This window comes from Sphingomonas sp. KRR8, assembly GCF_023559245.1.
Taxonomy (GTDB): domain Bacteria; phylum Pseudomonadota; class Alphaproteobacteria; order Sphingomonadales; family Sphingomonadaceae; genus Sphingomicrobium.
The window spans coordinates 2,432,709-2,452,718 of sequence record NZ_CP097462.1; the positions used below are offsets into that span (position 1 = coordinate 2,432,709).

General features: G+C 66.3%; 20 protein-coding genes. 13 read left to right on the forward strand and 7 right to left on the reverse strand.

Annotated elements, in window-relative coordinates; genetic code table 11:
• Position 1 precedes the first annotated feature (1 nt).
• The 3 genes from kdsA to M8312_RS12290 are packed head-to-tail and all read left to right on the forward strand — an operon-like array spanning position 2 to position 3,511.
• Positions 2–844 carry a 3-deoxy-8-phosphooctulonate synthase gene (gene kdsA / locus M8312_RS12280; protein WP_250117975.1) on the forward strand — a complete coding sequence of 281 codons (843 nt, stop codon included), beginning with the start codon at positions 2–4 and terminating at the stop codon, positions 842–844.
• Positions 831–2,183 carry a capsular polysaccharide export protein, LipB/KpsS family gene (locus M8312_RS12285; RefSeq protein ID WP_250117976.1) on the forward strand — a complete coding sequence of 451 codons (1,353 nt, stop codon included), beginning with the start codon at positions 831–833 and terminating at the stop codon, positions 2,181–2,183. The genes kdsA and M8312_RS12285 overlap by 14 nt, the downstream gene beginning before the upstream one ends.
• Positions 2,180–3,511 (forward strand): capsule polysaccharide biogenesis protein, encoded by a 1,332-nt coding sequence (locus tag M8312_RS12290; RefSeq protein WP_250117977.1) that lies wholly within the window; start codon positions 2,180–2,182, stop codon positions 3,509–3,511. Before M8312_RS12285 ends, M8312_RS12290 begins: the two co-directional genes overlap by 4 nt.
• On the opposite strand, the gene M8312_RS12295 is transcribed toward M8312_RS12290, so the two are convergent.
• The 3 genes from M8312_RS12295 to M8312_RS12305 form a co-directional block, all read right to left on the reverse strand.
• On the reverse strand, positions 3,404–4,552 hold the full coding sequence (locus tag M8312_RS12295; protein ID WP_250117978.1) for a glycosyltransferase family 4 protein: 1,149 nt from the start codon (positions 4,550–4,552) through the stop codon (positions 3,404–3,406). The genes M8312_RS12290 and M8312_RS12295 overlap by 108 nt on opposite strands.
• A 3-nt stretch (positions 4,553–4,555) precedes the next feature.
• Positions 4,556–5,698: a polysaccharide biosynthesis/export family protein gene (locus M8312_RS12300; protein WP_250117979.1), complete on the reverse strand. Its 1,143-nt coding sequence runs from the start codon at positions 5,696–5,698 to the stop codon at positions 4,556–4,558.
• 143 nt (positions 5,699–5,841) lie between these two features.
• The gene (locus M8312_RS12305; protein WP_250117980.1) at positions 5,842–6,657 is read right to left on the reverse strand and encodes an inositol monophosphatase family protein; all 816 of its coding nucleotides are present in this window, start codon (positions 6,655–6,657) and stop codon (positions 5,842–5,844) included.
• A 284-nt stretch (positions 6,658–6,941) separates the two neighbouring features.
• Between M8312_RS12305 and M8312_RS14460 the strand changes: the two genes are divergently transcribed.
• A complete protein-coding gene (locus tag M8312_RS14460) occupies positions 6,942–7,715 on the forward strand; it encodes an outer membrane protein (RefSeq protein WP_284070180.1) in 774 nt (257 codons plus the stop codon).
• 118 nt (positions 7,716–7,833) lie between these two features.
• On the opposite strand, the gene M8312_RS12320 is transcribed toward M8312_RS14460, so the two are convergent.
• On the reverse strand, positions 7,834–8,484 hold the full coding sequence (locus M8312_RS12320; protein WP_250117981.1) for an OmpW/AlkL family protein: 651 nt from the start codon (positions 8,482–8,484) through the stop codon (positions 7,834–7,836).
• 181 nt (positions 8,485–8,665) lie between these two features.
• On the opposite strand from M8312_RS12320, the gene ccoN reads away from it, so the two are divergent.
• The 9 genes from ccoN (at position 8,666) to hemN (ending at position 17,701) form a co-directional block, all read left to right on the forward strand.
• Positions 8,666–10,369 carry a cytochrome-c oxidase, cbb3-type subunit I gene (gene ccoN, locus M8312_RS12325; protein WP_250117982.1) on the forward strand — a complete coding sequence of 568 codons (1,704 nt, stop codon included), beginning with the start codon at positions 8,666–8,668 and terminating at the stop codon, positions 10,367–10,369.
• 8 nt (positions 10,370–10,377) lie between these two features.
• Positions 10,378–11,112 (forward strand): cytochrome-c oxidase, cbb3-type subunit II, encoded by a 735-nt coding sequence (gene ccoO / locus M8312_RS12330; RefSeq protein ID WP_250117983.1) that lies wholly within the window; start codon positions 10,378–10,380, stop codon positions 11,110–11,112.
• Complete coding sequence (locus M8312_RS12335) at positions 11,109–11,267, forward strand: cbb3-type cytochrome c oxidase subunit 3 (protein ID WP_250117984.1); 159 nt, start codon at positions 11,109–11,111, stop codon at positions 11,265–11,267. The genes ccoO and M8312_RS12335 overlap by 4 nt, the downstream gene beginning before the upstream one ends.
• Positions 11,260–12,171 carry a cytochrome-c oxidase, cbb3-type subunit III gene (ccoP, locus tag M8312_RS12340; RefSeq protein WP_250117985.1) on the forward strand — a complete coding sequence of 304 codons (912 nt, stop codon included), beginning with the start codon at positions 11,260–11,262 and terminating at the stop codon, positions 12,169–12,171. The genes M8312_RS12335 and ccoP overlap by 8 nt, the downstream gene beginning before the upstream one ends.
• Before the next feature lie 62 nt (positions 12,172–12,233).
• Positions 12,234–13,694, forward strand: coding sequence for a cytochrome c oxidase accessory protein CcoG (gene ccoG, locus M8312_RS12345; RefSeq protein ID WP_250119782.1), 1,461 nt, complete (start codon positions 12,234–12,236; stop codon positions 13,692–13,694).
• A complete protein-coding gene (locus tag M8312_RS12350) occupies positions 13,691–14,131 on the forward strand; it encodes a FixH family protein (RefSeq protein WP_250117986.1) in 441 nt (146 codons plus the stop codon). The genes ccoG and M8312_RS12350 overlap by 4 nt, the downstream gene beginning before the upstream one ends.
• Positions 14,128–16,242: a heavy metal translocating P-type ATPase gene (locus M8312_RS12355; protein WP_250117987.1), complete on the forward strand. Its 2,115-nt coding sequence runs from the start codon at positions 14,128–14,130 to the stop codon at positions 16,240–16,242. Before M8312_RS12350 ends, M8312_RS12355 begins: the two co-directional genes overlap by 4 nt.
• Entirely contained in the window at positions 16,239–16,382 is a 144-nt protein-coding gene (gene ccoS, locus M8312_RS12360) for a cbb3-type cytochrome oxidase assembly protein CcoS (protein ID WP_250117988.1), read from the forward strand. Before M8312_RS12355 ends, ccoS begins: the two co-directional genes overlap by 4 nt.
• Entirely contained in the window at positions 16,379–17,701 is a 1,323-nt protein-coding gene (gene hemN, locus M8312_RS12365; RefSeq protein WP_250117989.1) for an oxygen-independent coproporphyrinogen III oxidase, read from the forward strand. Before ccoS ends, hemN begins: the two co-directional genes overlap by 4 nt.
• Positions 17,702–17,894: 193 nt before the next feature.
• Here the strand turns inward: hemN and M8312_RS12370 are convergent, their stop codons facing one another.
• From M8312_RS12370 to M8312_RS12380, 3 genes are read right to left on the reverse strand one after another with little or no spacing between them, the layout of a single operon-like run.
• Positions 17,895–18,722 carry an EAL domain-containing protein gene (locus M8312_RS12370; protein WP_250117990.1) on the reverse strand — a complete coding sequence of 276 codons (828 nt, stop codon included), beginning with the start codon at positions 18,720–18,722 and terminating at the stop codon, positions 17,895–17,897.
• Between the two features lie 43 nt (positions 18,723–18,765).
• A complete protein-coding gene (gene fghA, locus M8312_RS12375; protein WP_250117991.1) occupies positions 18,766–19,596 on the reverse strand; it encodes an S-formylglutathione hydrolase in 831 nt (276 codons plus the stop codon).
• Positions 19,596–19,994, reverse strand: a complete 399-nt coding sequence (locus M8312_RS12380; protein ID WP_250117992.1) for a VOC family protein — start codon at positions 19,992–19,994, stop codon at positions 19,596–19,598. Before M8312_RS12380 ends, fghA begins: the two co-directional genes overlap by 1 nt.
• Positions 19,995–20,010: the final 16 nt, after the last annotated feature.

Consider the following 20,010-nt stretch of genomic DNA (forward strand, 5'->3'; position numbering starts at 1 on the left):
CATGATGCTGTTCGGCCGGCCGGTCACGCGATCCCGGCCGTTCCTCATCTCCGGGCCCTGCGTGATCGAGAGCGAGGCGCTGTGCCTGCGGGTGGCCGAGCATCTGCGCCGCCTGTCGGACGAGCTTGGCCTGCAGATCATCTTCAAGGCGAGCTTCGACAAGGCCAATCGAACGTCGGGTTCGTCCTTCCGCGGGCTCGGGATGGAGCAGGGGCTGGAGGTGCTCGCCAAGGTGCGCGCCGAGACTGGTTTGCCGGTGCTGACCGACGTCCATTCGGCCGAGCAGGTCGCCCGCGTGGCGGAGGTGGCCGACGTTCTTCAGACCCCGGCCTTCCTTGCGCGCCAGACCGATCTTATCGCCGCCGTGGGAGCAAGTGGGCGCCCGGCCAACATCAAGAAGGCGCAGTTCATGGCGCCCGAAGACATGGGCGCGGTGATCGGCAAGGCAAATCAGGCCGCCAGCGACGCGGGCCTGGCGGGACAATTCTTCGTCTGCGAGCGGGGCAGTTCGTTCGGCTACCGTGACCTCATCGTGGACATGCGTTCCTTGGTCGTGCTTCGCGAGACCGGTTGCCCGATAGTGTTCGACGCGACCCACAGCGTTCAGCAGCCGGGAGCGCTCGGCGATCGGTCCGGCGGCCGGAGAGAATATGTCGAACCGCTCGCCCGCGCCGCGGTGGCGATCGGGGTCGAAGGCCTGTTCATGGAAACCCACCCGAATCCGGATCAGGCGCTCTCGGACGGCCCGAACGCCGTTCCGCTCGGCCAGATGGGCGATCTCCTGAAGCGGCTGCTCGCGATCGCTTCCTGCAGCCATGAGCAAGCGGGTCATGACCGTCCCTGAGACAGTCGCGAGCGCTGGGCTGCTCCGCATCCCGCCGTTTCCGGGCGCCCAGCTGAGCGCCTTTCGCTCGCTTCCCAGCGAGCCCACCGACGACCTCGACGCGCTGCTTGTCGCCATCCGCTCGGAACGGCTGGCTGGCTGCTATTGGGAGCCAACATCCGAAGGCGGCACGCGTGAGGTGGCTCGTCAGGAAGCCGCGCCGTTTCTCCGGGTCGAGAACCCGTTCACGGGTGAGGCGATGAGCGGCCTCGACGCGGTGGCCCTGTGCGCTTTCTGGCGCGACCTGATCGCTTCCAACCGCGGGATCATCGGCGGGCTCGGAATCGCCTTCTGGAAGCAGAAGGCACTCGCCCCCTTGCTGTGGGACGGAATTCGGGAACTGCCTTTCTGGCGCAGCCTGCCCGAGCCGCTCCCCGTCGGCGCCGTGGCGGTGTGGGGTGCGAAGGCGAGGGCCGAGGATCTAGCCGAGCTCGGTGATCGGAACGTGCCCATCGTCGAGGTGGAGGACGGCTTCCTCCGCTCCGCCGGCCTTGGCGCGGATTGCGTGCCGCCGCTATCGATTACCGTCGACCGGCTCGGCGCTTACTTCGATCCCGCGCAGCCGAGCGAACTCGAGCAGCTGCTGGAGTGGGCGGACGTGGGCAGCGACATGCTCGAGCGGGCGAGTCGTCTTCGTGACGTCATCGTGGCCGCGGGGCTGGGCAAATATGAGCGCGGCCGGACAACGCTGCCGCGCTTTGGCGGCGAGCGGCGCCACCTGCTCGTCACCGGCCAGGTCGAGGATGACCGCTCGGTGATGACCGGAGGCATGGGCGTCACCAATCTCACGCTGCTCGAGAGGGTGCGGGCTGATCACCCGGACGCGTTCATCCTCTACAAACCGCATCCCGACGTCGAAGCCGGGCATCGCAAAGGAGCCATACCCCCGCACCTTGCCGATAGCCTCGCCGACCGGATCGTTGCGGACCTTCCCATTGCCTCCCTCATCGAGCTTGCGGACGAGGTTCACGTCAACACCTCACTTGCGGGCTTCGAAGCGCTGCTGCGCGGCAAGCCGGTGACGACCTACGGCGTTCCCTTCTACGCCGGGTGGGGGCTGACGCGGGACCTTGGGCCAGTACCTTCCCGGCGTACGCGGCGACGCACGCTCGACGAACTGGTTGCCTTGGCCTTGCTGGTCTATCCGCGCTATCTGGATCCGGTGACCGGTCTGCCGTGCCCTGCCGAAGTTGTGGTCGATCGCCTGTGCAGTGACGGCACTAAGCGCACCGGCCTGCTCGTCGGCCTGCGCCGGGTGCAGGGACGCTTGTTGCGTGGCTGGAGGAAGCTTGTCGCATGATCATGGACAAGAACCTCGAGCGGCCGCGTGCCTTTGTCTTCCTTCAGGGGCCGCCCGGTCCGCTGTTCAGCCGTCTCGCCACCACCATGCGCGCGCGCGGAGTTGCGGTTCATCGGATCAACCTGTCAGCCGGCGACCAGCTCGACTGGGCGGGACCTGCCGTCAATTTTCGCGGCCGGCGCTCTGAATGGGCAGTATTCTTCGATCACTTCCTGCGGGAACAGCAGATCACGGACATCCTGCTGTTCGGTGATTGCCGCCCCTACCATGTGACCGCCCGCCGCCTTGCCGCCATGCGCGGGGTGCGCACCCATGTGCTGGAGGAGGGTTACCTTCGTCCGCACTGGATGACACTCGAGCTGGAGGGAGTGAATGCGCACAGCCCGATCTCGCGCGATCCGGCGCGGGTGTTCGAGCAGGCCCGCCGTCTGCCGCGCGAGCAGGTGGACGAGCCACCGGTGACCGCGAGCTTTCGGCGGCGGGTGCGCGATACGGCACGCTATTACACCGCCGTGCAGGCGGGAGCGCTGATCTACCCCTTCTACGAAAACCATCGCCAGCATACGCCGCTGTTCGAAGGCCTGGGGTGGAGCTGGCGGTATCTCACCCGCAAGCTGCGCGAGCGTGAGTTGAAGCGCGGGCTTGCCGCGATCGAGGGAAAACGATTCTTTCTCCACGCTCTGCAGCTGTCCGGCGACTTCCAGATCAGGGCCCATTCGCCGTTCACCGATATGCCCTCGGCGACCTCCTACGTGCTGCAGAGCTTCGCGATGCACGCCGCGCCCGACATGCACCTGCTGATCAAGGCGCATCCGCTCGATGGCTCGTTCTTCAACTGGCGCGGCTTTCTTCGCCGCCGCGCGCGCAAACTGAGGATCTCCGACCGCGTCCACTACATCGACGGCGGTGACATCGAGGAGCTCGCCGCGAATGCCGAGGGCATGGTGGTCGTGAACAGCACCTCGGCGACCCTGGCGCTTTCCGCTGGCCGGCCGGTCTGCGTGCTTGGTGACGCCATCTACAATATTCCCGGCCTGACCTTCGGCGGACATCTCGACAGCTTCTGGCGCGATCCGCCGCCGCCGGTCGCGGGATTGTACGAGGCCTTCCGGAAGGTGCTCGTGAACGATTGCCTCGTGCGGGGCGGTCTGGCGAGTGAATCGGCGGTGACGACTCTCGTCGACAACATGGCGGACCGGCTCTGTGCGCCGGTGAAAGCCTCAGATGCCGTCGAGAAACGGTTCCACGATCCGGAAATGCTCGGACCAGCTGGGCGCACAGTAGCTGCCGAGCCGGGCGATCTGCGCGTCCCGTCGCGGGCTGGGTGACGCCGCATAGTCCATGATGGTCCGCAGCCAGGCGGGACCGTCGATGGGATCAAGGTAGTCCGGAATGTCGCCGCCGATCTCGCGGAACACCGGCAGGTCGCTCGCAATGACCGGCGTTCCCTGGTGCAAGGCCTCGATCAGCGGCAGACCATAACCTTCCACGAAGCTGGGAAATAAAAGGGCGCGGGCGCTGGCCAGATGGTCGGCCAGCTCACGGTCGGTGCACCGGCCGAGTTCAAGCACGTGTGGTTTGAGATTGCGCGCCCGGTCCAGCAGATCGGCCGCCTGCTCACTTTCCCAACCGCGCTGACCGACGATGATGAGGCGCGGCGTGCGCTCCCCAAGCTCGCGCGCAAGCCGGTCCCAGATCTGGAGCAGGAGCAGGTGGTTCTTGCGGCCCTCGATCGTGCCCACCACGACGAAGCTTGGGCGTTGCGACGGGCTCTCGTCTCGGCGGGTGAGTGCGCGAAGATCGCTGCCCAGCGGGGCGGCGATGGCTGGCGGCATCTTGAAGCCGGCCTCCCGCGCATAATGGGACAGGGACCGGAGCGTGTCCTGGCTGTTGCCGATCACGCCCGCGCCGCTGTCGAGCACGCTGCCCATCCGCAGGCGGTGGCGTTCCTCTTCTCCCGGACGGCAATATTCCGGATGCGTGATCGGAATGAGGTCGTGGATGAAGTAGACCGCCTTCAGGCCTTCGCGATGGATCCAGGGCACCAGGTGTGGCGTGTCGAGGCCGGTGTGCCCGACGTTGAGGTAGAGCGCGCCGCGCATGGAACGGCCGATCACCCAATTCGACGCGCGGCGCAGCACCATGCGGGTGAAAGCGGCGCGAAAGTCAGGACCCGGTTGCCTCAGCCGTGCAAACAAGGCTTGCGAGGTTCGCGCGTCAAGGATCCGGCGCCAGCCACCCTGCTGGACCACCGCCAACGCATTGCCGCCGAAATGCTCGACATAAGCCAGGCAGACCCGGTCGATGCCCGTCGGCAGCCTGCCCGACCAGCGGCGCCAGATCAGCCGGCTGACGTCAAGCAGCAGCAATGATCAGGGCCGGACCGTGTTCAGAACGGAGATGCCGGGCAGGACGGTGCTGGCGATGACGTTGACGAAGCGCTGGAACTCCGCCGCCGGCGAATTCGCGACATAGATGACATCGCCGTCCTTCATCGCAAAGCGCTGCGCGGCGAAGTAGGTCTCCGGGTTCCTGAGATCAACGCGGTATATCACCGGAACCCGGCCCGTGGCGGGCAGGGGAGCGGCGGTCAGGCCGCGGAGGCGCTCCACCGGTTCGAACCGGAAGATGAACACCCCGCGCGAGTCCGCCCGCTGATCCTGCAGGCCGGCCGTGCGTCCCAGCGCCTGCGACAGTGTGAGCCCGGTCTGCTCGAAGCGAATCTCCTCATTCTTGCCGGCCGCGCCCAGCACCGTGAAGCTGTACGGCTGATAAAGGAGGGTCAGCACGTCATCCCTCTGCAGGATGATGTTCTGCCGGCTGTCCTGCACCACGGCCTGCAGCGGCATGGTCGCGGTGCGGTCGTTCCGCGCCAGCTGGACGGTGATACGCTCGATCGGCTGGCGAGTGCCGCCTGCCGCAGCGATCACGTCGAGCAGACGCTCGCCCTTCGGGGTCAGCGGAACCCGGCCGGATTGCGCGACCTCACCGACCACCGAGACGTTCGCGGTGGCGTTGCGGGTGATCCGCACGATGGCCTGAGGCGCATTCGCCTTGCCGCGCAGGCGTGCGACGATCGTCCGCTGGATCTGGTCGAGGGTCCGGCCCGCCGCCGGAACCTGGCCGGCGAACGGCACAGTGATGGTCCCATTCGGTCCCACCATCAGTTCGGGAAGCGTGCCAGGGCGGCTGCCCTGCACGTCGTTGCCGATGCGGGTGCTGACCGGAGCGCCGCCGAACAGCACGGCCGGTGGCGCTTCCCAGATGGTGACCTCGACCACATCGCCAACGCCGACCACCGTTCCGATCGGCCTCGCATCGCCGAACACATCCGAGAAACGCTGCTGCGGCTCGACGGAGGAAAGCTGCGCCGCCACTTGCGTGGTGACGGGAATGATCTGCAACCCGGGGATGGATGCGTTGTTCGCGGATGCGATCACTTCCCTGCGGGTCGGACCGACCGCAGTGGTGATGCCGACGGCCTGGCAGCCCGACAGCAGCGTGACGAGGACCAAGGCCGCGGGGAGCTTGGGTCGGCCAGGGATTGAAGGGGCAAGCATTGCTGATCGAGAACCCGGATGCGAGGGGAGGGGGTGCACGGAAGTGAGGCCCTTAAGACCGTCGCTCTGGCACAACAAGGCCGACCCGTTGATGAACGTCAGCCATCGCCTTGGCACGGCCTTGAGGAGAGCAGCTGCTTCATCAGGTCTTCGTTCGCAGCGGAGACGAGGCCCGGCTTGCTCCTGGCGGGGTCATAAGCGGACCCGTCCAGCTGGCGCACCATGGCGCCGGCCTCGGTGACGACAAGCGTCCCCGCGGCATGGTCCCACGGCAGTGTCCGCCAGTAGAGAATGAGATCAAGGTCGCCGAGTGCCAGCAGCGGATATTCGGCGCCGGCGCAGCGGCGGGTCGGCCGAACGTTGCCGAGGGCCGCCTTGAAGCCGGCAAGCCCCCCCTGTTCGGCGGGTTGCACGAAAGCGTCGCTGACGATGGCGTCCGCGGCGCGGAGGGTAGGGGACTGCTGTCGACAGCGCAGGCGGTCTTCACCCCGCCAGGCGCCGGCTCCGTCTTCGGCCACGATCAACCGATTGGTGAGGGGGTCCAGAATCCAGGCGGCGACGGCGCGCCCTTGGCGGAGCAATGCCAGCATCATGGCGAATGGCTCATGCCCGGAGGCAAAGTTCCGGGTGCCATCGAGGGGATCGAGCAACCAGGCAACTTCGTCATGCAGATGAGACAGCAGTTGCGGGCGGGCGGCGCAGGCCTCCTCGCCGACCACGACGCTTCCGGGAAGCAACTCGCCTAGCCGCGCGGAAATGCGGCCCTCGGCGAGTTGATCGACACGGGTGACATATTCGCCGGGGGTCTTCTCCCACGAGGCAGTCGCGACGCCCTCTTGAAACGAGGGCAGTATTACGCCCTCGGAAACTTCCAGAAGGATATCGGAAACCTTGTGGATCAACTCGCTATTCATGGCATTCCAATAATGAATAGTTTCCGAGTGCCGAAACTGTTGCCATTCTGCACCGCTAATCTCGTTTCGTCGGCAAAAGGAACCACCTTTTGCGGTGAGGAGTTTCCCCTCCGCTTCGTGGTCTGCTTTATAAGGGGCACGGTTCCGGGTCTATCAAAGGCACTGCAGTCTTTATTTTGTTAGAGAAGATGAGTATTGTGCAGTGCACGGTGAATGACCCGCGGGGGACCTGATCTCTACGTATTAGGCAAGTCACTGTACCGCAACGAAGAATAGGGAGCAGAATGAAGTACTTAGCCACTAGCGCACTGGTTGCGCTGTCGATGCTGGGGGCTACCGCCGCCAGCGCGCAGGAATACCGCTTCCCGGCCGTCCGCGCGGATGTGCAGGTTGGCGGCGATCGCTTCTACTCGGAAGGCAATCACCACACCAAGATCGGTGTTGGCGGCTCGGCCGGTGCCGACTTCCTCGTAGGGTCGAACTTCGTGCTCGGCGCGGAGGGCACCTTCTGGTGGGCTCCCAACGAGAACGTGACCCGTGACGGTCCGGGCATTGCGTATCGCAAGTCCTTCGAAGAGTGGGGCGGCGCCATTCGCGCCGGCGTTCTCGTCACCCCGTCGACCCTGGTCTATGCCAAGGGCGGCATCGTGGTGAACGAGCAGCGCAAGCGCTTCGACGCCGACACGGTTGCGACTCCGGGCATTCCGGTGAACACCGCCTTTGGCGATTACTACAACCACTACCGTACCCGCGGCTGGACCGTTGGCGGTGGCGTCGAGCAGCTGCTCAGCGACAACTTCTACGTGAAGGCTGAGGGCCGCTATTCCAACTACCGGACCGACTCGTCGCGTCTGGTTGCACTGGTTGGCGTCGGCGTCCGCTTCGGCCCGAGCGCGCCGGCCGAGGTGGCTCCCCCGCCGCCCCCGCCGCCGCCCCCGCCGCCACCGGCTCCTGCCACGCAGACCTGCCCGGACGGTTCGGTGATCCTGGCGACCGACAGCTGCCCGGTTCCGCCGCCGCCGCCGCCGCCGCCGCCGCCCGCTCCCGAGCGTGGCTAAGGCCGGCGATCGGCTGAACGGCTGATCAAAGACGGGAAAGGCCCGCTTCTCCGATGGGGAAGCGGGCCTTTTTCGTTTTGGCGGTCGAGGGGGGTGCTGGCTGCACCCGCCGAAGTGCTTAGAAGCGGACCCCGATGCCGACGCCGGCCACGATCGGGTCGAGGCTGACCTTGACGCGGTTCACCAGGGTTCCGGTCGTCAGCCTGGCCGTGGTGTCGATGTCGATGTATTTGACGTCGAGGTTGAGGAACAGGTTGCGCTGGAGCTGGACGTCCACGCCGGCCTGAAGGTCGTAGCCGAAGCTGTCCTTGAGGTGCACGGCCGTGCTGCCAATCGCAGTCTGAAGCGAACTGCTCGCCTTCTCCGAGTAGAAGTGCGTGTAGTTCACGCCAACGCCGACGTAGGGCCGCACCTTGGCCTCGGGCGCGAAGTGGTACTGCAGGGTCAGCGTGGGCGGCAGAACCCAGGTGTCCGCCACCTTGCCGACGCCCGTGAGGCTGCCTTCGCCATGCACCTTGTGCTTGGTGGTTGCGGCGATCAGCTCGACGCCGATGTGCGGCTTGACGAAGTAGGTGACGTCCACCTCCGGCGCCCAGGAGGCCGTGACCGATACGCTGCCGGTGGAGAAGGTCGGCAGCACCGGGCTCGCCTTTTCCGTTGGGCTGACGAGGATCGCTCGGGCACGAACATGCACGTTCCCCTGCTCGGCCTGGGCCGGCACGGCGCAGGTCACGGCAGCGGCGACAGCGAGAATACAAACTGACTTCATGAATCATTCCCCTTGTTGCTGCACCGCACCTAAGAGGGACTGATCAGCGCTCCTTTGATCTGAATCACTTCGTTCAGCTCTTTCTTCGTCCAGTCACGGCCCGGCTAAGGATGTTTGCGTAAGGCGCGCGGCGGCGCACCGGCGATATCCGATCGGCAGAATAGCTGGGGCGGATTGTCTGATGGACGTTGTGTTGATGAAGAGCGGCGGGTGGCTGCTCATTGCGCTGATTGCGGTGGCGGCGATTACCGCCTCGGCCGACTTCGGCTTCTCGGTCCACCTCGGCATCATTGCCGTTGCGGCGCTGCTTGCGATGGTGGCGACCATGCGCAAGGCCGATTACTTCGCCATGGCGAACGGTCTGCCCAAGCCTGTTCCGCCGCAATCCCGATACGATGACGATCCCGTCCGTTGGGGCGTGATCGCCACCCTGTTCTGGGGCACCGCCGGCTTGGCCGCGGGGTTGTTCATCGCCCTGCAGATGGCCTTCCCGGTGCTGAATCTCGGGTTCGAATACACTACCTTCGGGCGCTTGCGGCCGCTGCATACGTCGGCCGTCATCTTCGCCTTCGGCGGCAATGCGCTGATCGCCACCAGCTTCTATGTCGTGCAGCGCACCTGCCGAGCGCGGCTCGCTTTCCCAACCCTCGCCCGGTTCGTCTTCTGGGGCTACCAGCTGTTCATCGTTCTGGCTGCGACCGGCTATGTCCTCGGCATCACCGAGGCGCGCGAATATGCCGAGCCGGAATGGTACGTTGACCTGTGGCTGACGGTGGTCTGGGTCGCTTACGCCGCCGTATACATCGGCACCATCGTGAAGCGGCGCGAGCCCCACATCTACGTCGCCAACTGGTTCTACCTCAGCTTCATCCTGACGATCGCGATGCTGCACATCGTCAACAATCTCAGCATTCCCGTCAGTTTTGATGGCTCCAAGAGTTACTCGCTGTTCTCGGGCGTGCAGGATGCGCTGACGCAATGGTGGTACGGCCATAACGCCGTCGCGTTCTTCCTGACCGTGCCCTTCCTGGCCATGATGTATTACTTCGTGCCCAAGCAGGCCGAGCGGCCGGTCTACAGCTACCGGCTGTCGATCATCCACTTCTGGTCGCTCATCTTCCTCTACATCTGGGCCGGTCCGCACCACCTGCACTACACGGCGCTGCCCGACTGGGCCCAGACGCTGGGCATGGTGTTCTCAATCGTCCTGTGGATGCCGAGCTGGGGCGGCATGATCAACGGTCTGATGACCCTCAACGGAGCCTGGGACAAGGTCCGCACCGATCCGATCATCCGCATGATGGTGATGGCGCTGGCCTTCTACGGAATGGCCACCTTCGAGGGTCCGATGCTGTCGGTGAAGGCGGTCAACTCTCTGTCGCACTATACCGACTGGACCATTGGACACGTCCACGCCGGCGCGCTCGGCTGGAATGGCATGATCACCTTTGCGGCGATCTACTACCTGGTTCCGCGGCTGTGGAAGCGGGAGCGTCTCTACTCGCTGCGGATGATCAACTGGCATTTCTGGACCGCGACGCTGGGGATCGTCCTCTACGCCTCCGCGATGTGGGCCGCCGGAATCATGCAGGGCCTGATGTGGCGCGAATATGGAGCCGACGGATACCTCGTCTATTCGTTCAGCGAAGTGGTCGCGGCGATGCACCCGCTCTACCTGATCCGGGCGACGGGCGGTCTGCTCTACCTAAGCGGATTCATCCTCATGCTGTGGAACGTCATTCAGACCATCCGCGGCAACATCCGGGTCGAAAAGCCGATGACCGACGCGGCCTATGACCCGGATGCCGACCAGCCGCTGCCCGCGCCTGCCGCGGCCCGCGCTCCCGCCACTGAGCCGCGCGCTCCCCTCGTCGCTGCCGAATAGGAACCGTCATGACCTCCACGACCTTCAGCCACGGCACGATCGAGCGAAACGTGACCATCCTGGCGGTGCTTTCACTGCTGGTGGTCACCATCGGCGGCATTGTCGAAATCGCGCCGCTCTTCTTCATTGATTCAACCATCGAGAAGGTGGAGGGCGTGCGGCCCTACTCGCCGCTCGAGCTCGCCGGCCGCAACATCTACATCCGCGAAGGCTGCTACGGCTGCCACAGCCAGATGATCCGTCCGTTCAAGGACGAGACGGAGCGCTATGGCCATTACAGCCTGGCGGCCGAGAGCATGTACGATCACCCCTTCCAGTGGGGATCCAAGCGCACCGGACCGGACCTTGCCCGCGTTGGCGGCCGCTATTCGGATGAATGGCACGTCCAGCATCTCAAGGATCCGCGGTCCGTGGTGCCCGAATCGATAATGCCGCCGTACGCCTTCCTGGCCGATCGCGACCTCAAGACCGGCGGAATGGATCGGCACCTCACCGCACTCAGCCGGACCGGCGTTCCCTACAGCGCCGATGCGATCGCCAAGGCCGACGAGGACCTGCTCAGCCAAGCTGATCCCGACGCCGACCATGCCGCGCTGCTCAAGCGCTATCCCAAGGCGCAGGCACGTGACTTCGACGGCAATCCCAATCGCCTGACCGAAATGGATGCCTTGGTGGCCTATCTGCAGATGCTTGGCACTCAGGTCGACCTGAAGGCCGCCGCCCCGATGGAGCAGGCCAAATGAGCTACGAAGCATTTCGCCAATTCGCCGACAGCTGGGGCCTAGTCCTGATGGGCGTAGCGTGGGCCAGCTTCGTCGGCTGGGCTTTCCTGCCCCGCAACCGCGACCGCAACCGGGCGTCGGCCGAGCTCATCTTCAAGGACAGCGATCATGGCTGACAACAAGTCGATCGATCAGGCGACCGGCACCGAGACCGTCGGTCACGAGTGGGACGGAATCCAGGAACTGAACACGCCGCTTCCCCGGTGGTGGCTGTGGACCTTCTACGCGAGCATTGTTTGGGCGATCGCCTATACGGTGGCCTTCCCGGCCTGGCCGCTGGTCAGCCGGGCGACTGCGGGTGTCCTCCACTGGTCGAGCAGGGGGCAACTCGATCAGGAGCTCGCCGCTGACGCGGCGCGCAAGGCACCGCTGCTGAAGGCGATTGCCGCCACGCCGATCGAGCAGCTGCCCGGCAAGCCACAGCTGTGGCAGGCGGCGGTCGAAGGTGGACATGCCGCCTTCCGCAACAATTGCACCCAGTGCCATGGCACTGGCGCGGCCGGCAGCAAGGGCTATCCCAACCTCAACGATGACGACTGGCTGTGGGGCGGTGACCTCAAGGCGATCCAGTACACCATCGCCAATGGCGTCCGGAATCCCGACCATCCGCAGACCCGCACCTCGCAGATGCCGAGTTTCGGGCGCGACGGGCTGCTGCAGCCAAACGAGATTTCCGACGTGGTCGCTTATGTGCGCACCATCAGCCATCAGCAGCCGGCCAATGCCGAAGCCCGGCGCGGAGCCGCCATCTTCGCCGCCAATTGCGCGGCGTGCCATGGCGCCACCGGCACCGGGAACCGGGCTGTTGGCGCGCCTAATCTCACCGACAGCATCTGGCTTTATGGCGGAGACGAAGCGTCGCTCACCAACACGGTGACCAACGCTCACTACGGCGTGATGCCTCGCTGGGAGGCGAAGCTTGGCCCGACGCAGGTCAAGATGCTGGCCGCCTACGTGTATTCCCTTGGTGGCGGCGAGCGCGCGCCGGTGCAGATAGCGGGGGCACCGCCCAAGCGCTGAAGCCTGGGCGCCTACCGCAGCGCCAGGGAGGCGGAATAAGCATGGTCAGTCTGTCCGACCTGATGGGGTTGGGAAAGAACTCCGGCCTCTACGAGAAGCGGCAGCCGGTCTTCCCGAAGGCCGTCGACGGTCGCTTCCGCCGCTTCAAGTGGCTGGTGATGGTCGCCGCTCTGACCATTTATTACGTTACGCCTTGGCTCCGCTGGGATCGCGGAGCCTACGCGCCCAACCAGGCGGTTCTGGTGGATCTTGCCCACCGCCGCTTCTTCTTTGGCCCGATCGAGATTTGGCCGCACGAATTCTACTATGTCGCTGGCCTGCTGATCATGGCCGGTGTGGGCCTATTCATGGTCACGTCGATAGTCGGCCGCGCCTGGTGTGGCTACGCCTGCCCGCAAACCGTGTGGACGGACCTGTTCCAGCACATCGAGCGCTTTGTCGATGGTGATCGCAACGCCCAGCTGAAACTCGCCAAGGCGCCGTGGGGCCCCGCAAAGGCCGCGCGCCGGCTGACCAAGTGGAGCTTGTTCCTGCTGGTATCGGTGCTGACCGGCGGCGCGTGGATTTTCTACTTCGCGGACGCGCCCACCCTCGCGAGGGAATTCCTGGCCGGCGACGCACCTTATGTCGCCTATGCGACCGTCGCCCTGCTCACGACCACCACATTCGTGTTCGGCGGCTTCATGCGCGAGCAGGTGTGCATCTACATGTGCCCGTGGCCGCGCATCCAGACGGCGATGATGGATGAGAGAACCCTCATCGTCACCTACAAGGATTGGCGCGGTGAGCCGCGCGGACGTGGCCGCCGCCCGGCGACCCTCGACGACCTCGGCGCAAGCCCGGAAAAGCTTGGCGACTGCATCGACTGCAATCAATGCGTCGCCGTCTGTCCCACGGGGATCGACATTCGCGAGGGACCCCAGATCGGCTGCATCACCTGCGCCCTGTGCATCGACGCGTGCGACCAGGTCATGACCAAGATCGGCAAGCCGCGCGGCTTGATCGATTATGCAACGCTCGAGGATTGCGCGGCGGAGAAGGCCGGCCGGGCGCCGCGCCGCCTGTCCAAGGTCCTCTCGCACCCGCGCACCCTGATCTACTTCGCCGTTTGGGGCGGCGTTGGCGCTGCCATGCTGTTCTCCGTCGGCGATCGCGCCCGGCTGACCATCAGCGCCCAGCACCAACGGAACCCCTCCTTCGTGCAGTTGTCCGACGGACATGTTCGCAACGGCTACACGGTGAAGTTGCGCAACATGGAGGGGCGGCCGCGCGCGATCGAGGTCAGCGTCGCCGGCTTGCCCGGTGCCGTGTTGTGGACGGACGGTGGCAGCCGCGCCCAGGCCACCGACCGGCTGACAGCGACGGTGCCTGCCGACTCCCTCGCGAAACTACCTATTTTCGTCGTTGCTCCACTTGTCGATGAGGGCAGTGAATCCTTTGAGTTCCGGGCACGGGCCCTGACGAAGGATCATCCCGAGACGGCAGCCGTCCGGGCGGAATTCGAAGGTCCGGAGGAACAATGACCGCCAAGCGCATCACCGGCCGGACCATGACCGCCATCCTTTGCGCCTTCTTCGGCGTGGTGATCGCGGTCAACATCCTGATGGCGACCATCGCCACCCGCACCTTCGGCGGCGTCGTGGTCGAGAACAGCTACGTCGCCAGCCAGGAATATAACGGCTGGCTGGCGCAATCCCGTCGTCAGTCGCAGCTCGGCTGGAAGGTCGTGCCGGGCGTCGCCGCCGACCGCCGCGTGACCGTGCAGGTGTCCGCGGCCGGCGCCACGGCCAGCGGCGTCGCCAGCCATCCGCTCGGCCGGCTGCCCGACGTGCCTTTGCACTTCCGGGAGGAGGGCGGCCAGCTCATCTCCGACCGCGCGCTTCCGGCGGGCCGGTGGCACGTCCAGCTCACCATCCGCCGGGGAAGCGACAGCTATCGGCTGGTGGAAACCCTCTCGTGACGGTTCAGCAGCCGCTGTCGGGAGAGGCGGTCGAGCATACGACGCTGGCGGTCCCCGGTGTGCGCTGTGCCGCCTGCATTGCCCGGATCGAGGACGGGCTGTCCGGCGTCCCCGGGATCGTCAACGCCCGCCTGAACATGACCAGCAAGCAGCTCAGCGTCGATCATCTCGCAACGCTGCAGCTGCCGGAACTCGTGGCAGCGGTCGAACGCATCGGCTTCGAGGCGCAGCCCCTCACCGCCGATGCCAGCACGCCGGCCAGCAGCGAAAGCCGCCAGCTGCTGCGCTGCACGGCGGTGGCGGGCTTTGCGGCCATGAACGTCATGCTGTTGTCCGTGTCCGTCTGGTCGGGCGCTGGCGGCGCCACCCGCGACGTCTTCCACCTGTTGTCCGGTGCCATCGCCATTCCCACGGTGGCCTACGCCGGTCGGCCCTTCTTCCGCTCGGCGTGGTCGGCGCTTCGCCGCGGCCAGACCAACATGGACGTGCCGGTCTCGATCGGTGTCCTGCTGGTCACCGCCCTCAGCCTGTATGAATCGCTGACCGGCGGAGCGCATGCCTATTTCGACGGCGCGGTCATGCTGCTGTTCTTCCTGCTGACCGGCCGCGCGCTCGACAGCGTGATGCGCGACCGGGCACGCGACGGCGTAACCGCCTTGGTCCGGCAATCGGCGCCAGGCGCCATGGTCCTTCGTGCCGACGGCCGCTCCGAGTGGGTGCGGGCCGAGGCGCTCACCCCCGGCGATCGGATCATCGTGGCCGCGGGTGAGCGGCTCGCCGCGGACGGCGTGGTCGAGCAGGGCGACAGCGCCACCGATCGCAGCCTGATCACCGGCGAAAGCAAGCCCTGTCCGGTGATCCCGGGCGACGAGGTTCTGGCCGGCACACTCAACCTCTCCGCGCCGCTGACCGTGCGGGTGACCGCCGCCGGCGCCGACACCGGCATCGCCGAGATCGCCCGGCTCATGAGCGAGGCGGGGCAGGGCCGCTCCCGCTACGTGCGCATCGCGGACCGTGCGGCGCGGCTCTATGCGCCGGCGGTCCATACGCTGGCCGCCAGTTCGTTCCTCCTGTGGCTGATCCTCGGCGCCGGCGGGCACCAGGCCCTGCTGGTCGCGGCCGCCGTGCTGATCATCACCTGCCCCTGCGCTCTTGGACTCGCGGTCCCGGCCGCGCAGATCGTTGCCGCCGGGTCGCTGATGCGCGCCGGCGTGCTGGTCAAGGACGGTTCCGCGCTGGAGCGGCTGGCCGAGGCCGATAGGGCCTTGTTCGACAAGACGGGAACGCTGACCCTCGGCCGGCCCGATCTGGTCAACCTCGAAGCGATCGGACCCGAACAGCGGCCCGTCGCGCTCGCCCTCGCACAGGCCAGCCGGCATCCGCTCGCAAGGGCACTGGCGAGGTCCTTGCAGAGCACCGACGTCGTCGCCGCGCCGCTCGCCGGGGCGGAGGAGGAGCCAGGCTTCGGTATCCGTGCCACGTGCAACAGCGTCCCGGTCGCGCTTGGCCGCGGCGATGGCCAGGATACGCTGTCGGCCACGCTCTCCATCGGCGATGACCGCACCGTCCTCCACTTCACCGATGTGCTTCGGCCTGGTTGCGCGACCACCCTGCAGCAACTCAAGCGGCTCGGGATCGAAGCCTCGGTGGTCAGTGGCGACAATCGCAATTCGGTAGCCGCTGCGCTGGCCGGACTGGGTCTCACCGCACAGACCGGCATGCGGCCCGAAGAAAAGATGGATGCGGTCGCTCGGCTGCAGGGTGCCGGTCACAAGGTGCTGATGGTCGGCGATGGCCTCAACGACGGACCTGCGCTCGCCGCCGCATACGTCTCCATGGCCCCCGCTTCGGCCAGCGACGTTGGCCAGAACGCCGCCGACGCCGTCTTCCTGGGCGACAGCCTGGCGCCGGTGGCAAGCGCGGTTCGGGCAGCCCGCCGCACCATGCGGGTCGTGCGTCAGAACTTCGCCATCGCGGTCGGCTACAATATCATCGCCGTTCCGCTGGCCTTTGCCGGATTGGTGACACCGCTAGTCGCCGCGCTGGCCATGTCCGGCTCCTCCATCGTTGTCGTCGCCAATGCGCTGCGCCTGCGGAGCGCCGCACAATGACCGGCCTGGCGTTGCTGATCCCGCTGGCCCTTGCGCTCGGCCTGTGCGGCCTTGGCGCCTTCTTCTGGGCGATGCGGCGCGGGCAGTTCGACGACATGGACGGCGCAGGCATGCGTATCCTGATCGAGGATGAGGAATGAGCTGGACCTACCATCCCGAGCTGCTGGCGACGCCGGTCCCGCGCTACACCAGCTACCCGACAGCGGCCGAGTTCACGACCGAAGTCGGACGCGCCGACATGGATTCGGCGCTCGCTGCGGTTGGGGCGGATCAGCCGGTCTCGCTCTACCTGCACATCCCTTATTGCCATGAGATCTGCTGGTATTGCGGGTGCAACACCGGGGCGGCAAACCGGACGCACCGGCTCGCGACCTACCTCGAAGCGCTTGCCGCCGAGGTCGCTCTGATGGCGGCTCGGTTGGGCGGTCGCGGGCAAATAGGGCGGATCGCCTTTGGCGGCGGAAGCCCCAATGCGATCGCGCCCTCGCAATTCGCGGCACTGCTGCAACAGGTACGCGAGGCGTTCGACGCCCACGACGCCGACATCTCGATCGAGCTTGATCCGCGATCCCTCGATGACGGTTGGTTCGACGCCATTGCGAAGGCCGGCATCACCCGCGCCAGCCTCGGCGTGCAGACGCTCGATCCAGATATCCAGGCCGGCATCGGCCGGGTCCAGCCGCTCGCCCTGATCGAGCAAGCGACTGTGGGGCTCCGCCGCGCGGGCGTGACGTCGCTCAATTTTGATCTGATGTACGGCCTCCCCGGTCAGGATGCGGCAATCCTCGAGGCCACGCTGCGCGATGCTGTGAGGCTTCGTCCCGACCGCACTGCGTTGTTCGGCTACGCGCACGTGCCGCACCTCATTCCGCGGCAGCGCCGGATCGACGACAGCGCATTGCCCGGCGCGGCCGAGCGCTTCCACCAGGCCGAGCTTGGCCATGCGCTGCTGACCGAGGCCGGCTATGAGCCGGTGGGCTTCGATCATTATGCCTTGCCGTCTGACCCGCTCGCCCTCGCGGCGCGCGGAGGCACGCTGCGCCGTAACTTTCAGGGCTTCACGGACGACCCGGCGGAGGTGCTGATCGGCATGGGCGCAAGCGCGATCAGCCAATTGCCAGGGCTGCTTGCCCAGAATGAAAAGAACGCGGGGCGCTACCGTATGCAGGTCGGGGCTCACCTGCTGCCGGTCGAGCGCGGCGTGCGGCGCTCGGCGACCGACCAGCGGCGGGGGCGGCTGATCGAATCACTGCTTTGCCGTGGCAACGCCTCGGCGGCTGGACTGCTCGATGCCTCGGTGGGCGAGCGCCTTCACCCATTCGTCGACGCCGATCTCATCCGCCTGGACGGGGATGAGCTGTTCCTCCGTCCAGACGCGCAACCCTATGCCCGCGTGATCGCCGCCATCTTCGACCAGTACCGACAGCCGCAGGCTCGTCGCTTCAGCAGCGCCATCTGATGCTGGGCGGAGCGACTCTCGGGCTGGCAGCTTGCGCGGCCATGTCGCTGTCGGGCCTGTGCTGCGTCATCCCCGGTCACCAGCACATGGCGATGCCTTGCCATCATCAGCAGCCACAGCCGGATCAGCCAATGGGCTGCCACGCGGCGCTAGGTTGCGCCGCGCATCGCAAGGACAAGAAGCCGGCGGACGCCTAGCCGAAGCGGGCGCTGATCGGTGCGTGGCGGCGGCGGACGGCGCCGCGGCGCAGGCGGTCAGGGTAGGATGGCAGGGTGCCGAGTACCGGTTGGCCGAACAGAAAGCCCTGCACGTATCGTACGCCCAGCAGGCGCAGGACGCCCAGTTCCTCTTCGGTCTCCACGCCTTCGGCGATGCACTCGGTACCGAGGCGGCGGATCAGCTGTACCAGCGATTCCACGATCGCCCGACGGCGCTGGTCACGGTCGACGCCGCGGATCAGCTCCATGTCGAGCTTGACCATGTCGGTCTGGAGGGTCGCCAGCTGGCAAAGCCCCGCGTGACCGGTGCCGAAATCGTCGATCGCAACCTGGAAGCCGAGTTCGCGATAGCAGGCGACGATCCCGCGGACGTGGGCGAGGTCATACTTCACATTTTCGCTGAACTCGAACACCAGCCGGTTGGCCGACAGGCCTGCCTGCTCCGCCGCTTGCAGCGTCTGCTGAATGCAACTGCGCGGGTTGCGCACGGCGTTCGGCATGAAGTTGATCGACAGCTTGGCTCCGGTCCCGGCGATGCCGGCGGCGGCCGCGTCGCGGATGGCGGTCATCCGGCACGCCTGGTCGAAGCTATGCTCCTGATCCGCGCCCACCTGCTCGAGGACAAAGGCGGCGCTCTGTCCATCGATGCCGCGGATCAGCGCCTCGTAGGCGAACACCCGCTCCTCCTGCAGGTCGAGGATGGGGTGGAAAGCAGCGCGGGTGGGCAGCGGGAAGGGCTTGCCCTCCCGGCACTCCGCGCAGGAAGAGCGGGCAGGGGGAATGGCGGGCGCGATGCTGCTCATGCCCCATCATAGGAGGAGGGCAGTTAAGAAAAGCCCAAGTGCGTCAGTCGAGTCTTGCGGCGTGCCAGCGCAGGTGATCGGCCATGAAGGTCGAGATGAAATAGTAGCTGTGATCATACCCTGCCTGCCGCCGCAGCGTGAGCCCGATGCCGGCCCTTGCGCAGGCCGCTTCAAGCAGCTCGGGCCTGAGCTCCCGCTCGAGGAAGCTGTCCGCCTCGCCAACATCGACCAGCAGCTCGGGCAAGCGCGCGCCATCCTCGATCAGCGCCACGGCGTCATGGCGGCGCCACGCGGAGCGATCATCGCCAAGGTAAGCGGAGAAGGCCTTCTCGCCCCACGGCACCCGTGACGGCGCGACGATCGGGGCGAAGGCCGACACGCTGCGGAAACGATCCGGATGACACAGCGCCACCGTCAAGGCACCATGGCCGCCCATGGAGTGACCCGTGATCCCCTGCCGCGCGAGGTCGAGCGGGAATTCGGCGGCCACCACTGCCGGCAGTTCATTCGTCACATAGGACCACATGGCGTAATGCGGCTTCCACGGCTGCCGCGTTGCGTCGACGTAGAAGCCGGCGCCAAGCCCGATGTCCCAGCCTTCCTCGTCGTGCACGCCCTCTCCGCGCGGGGATGTGTCCGGCGCAAGAAAGGCCAGGCCCAACTCAGCGCAAGCGGCGCGATACTCGCCCTTGTCCGTGACGTTGGCGTGGGTGCAAGTGAGGCCCGACAGATAGGTGATCAGCGGTACCGGTCCCTGTTCGGCTTGCGGCGGCAGGAACAGGCTGAAGACCATGTCCGTGCCCGTGCTGGCCGAAAGGTGGCGGCAGATCAACTGCCGCCCACCGTGGGACCGGTTCTCGCTGACGACGTCCATCACGCGGAGCGATGGATCGCGCAGAGCTTGTGACCGTCCGGATCCCGAACATAGCTGAGGTGCATCTGGCCAAGCTGGCCGGCATCGCGCGGTCCGGGCGGGTCTTCGATCGACGTGCCTCCCGCCGCGACCGCGGCGTCGTGGAAGGCCTTCACCTGCTCCGGCGAGTCGCACTTGAACCCGATGGTTGCGCCGTTGGCGGCCGTGGCGGGCTCATCGTTGATCGGCTGCGAGATGCAGAAGGTGCCGCCCGCATGGCGGTAGAACAATCGCGAATGACCGGTCGCCGCGTCATTCTTGAGCGCCTCGCCCTTGAAGCCGAGGGTCGCGAGCACCTTGTCGTAGAAGCTCTTGGACCGGTCGAGGTCGTTCGAGCCGATCATGATATGATTGAACACCGGGTTCTCCTTCTTT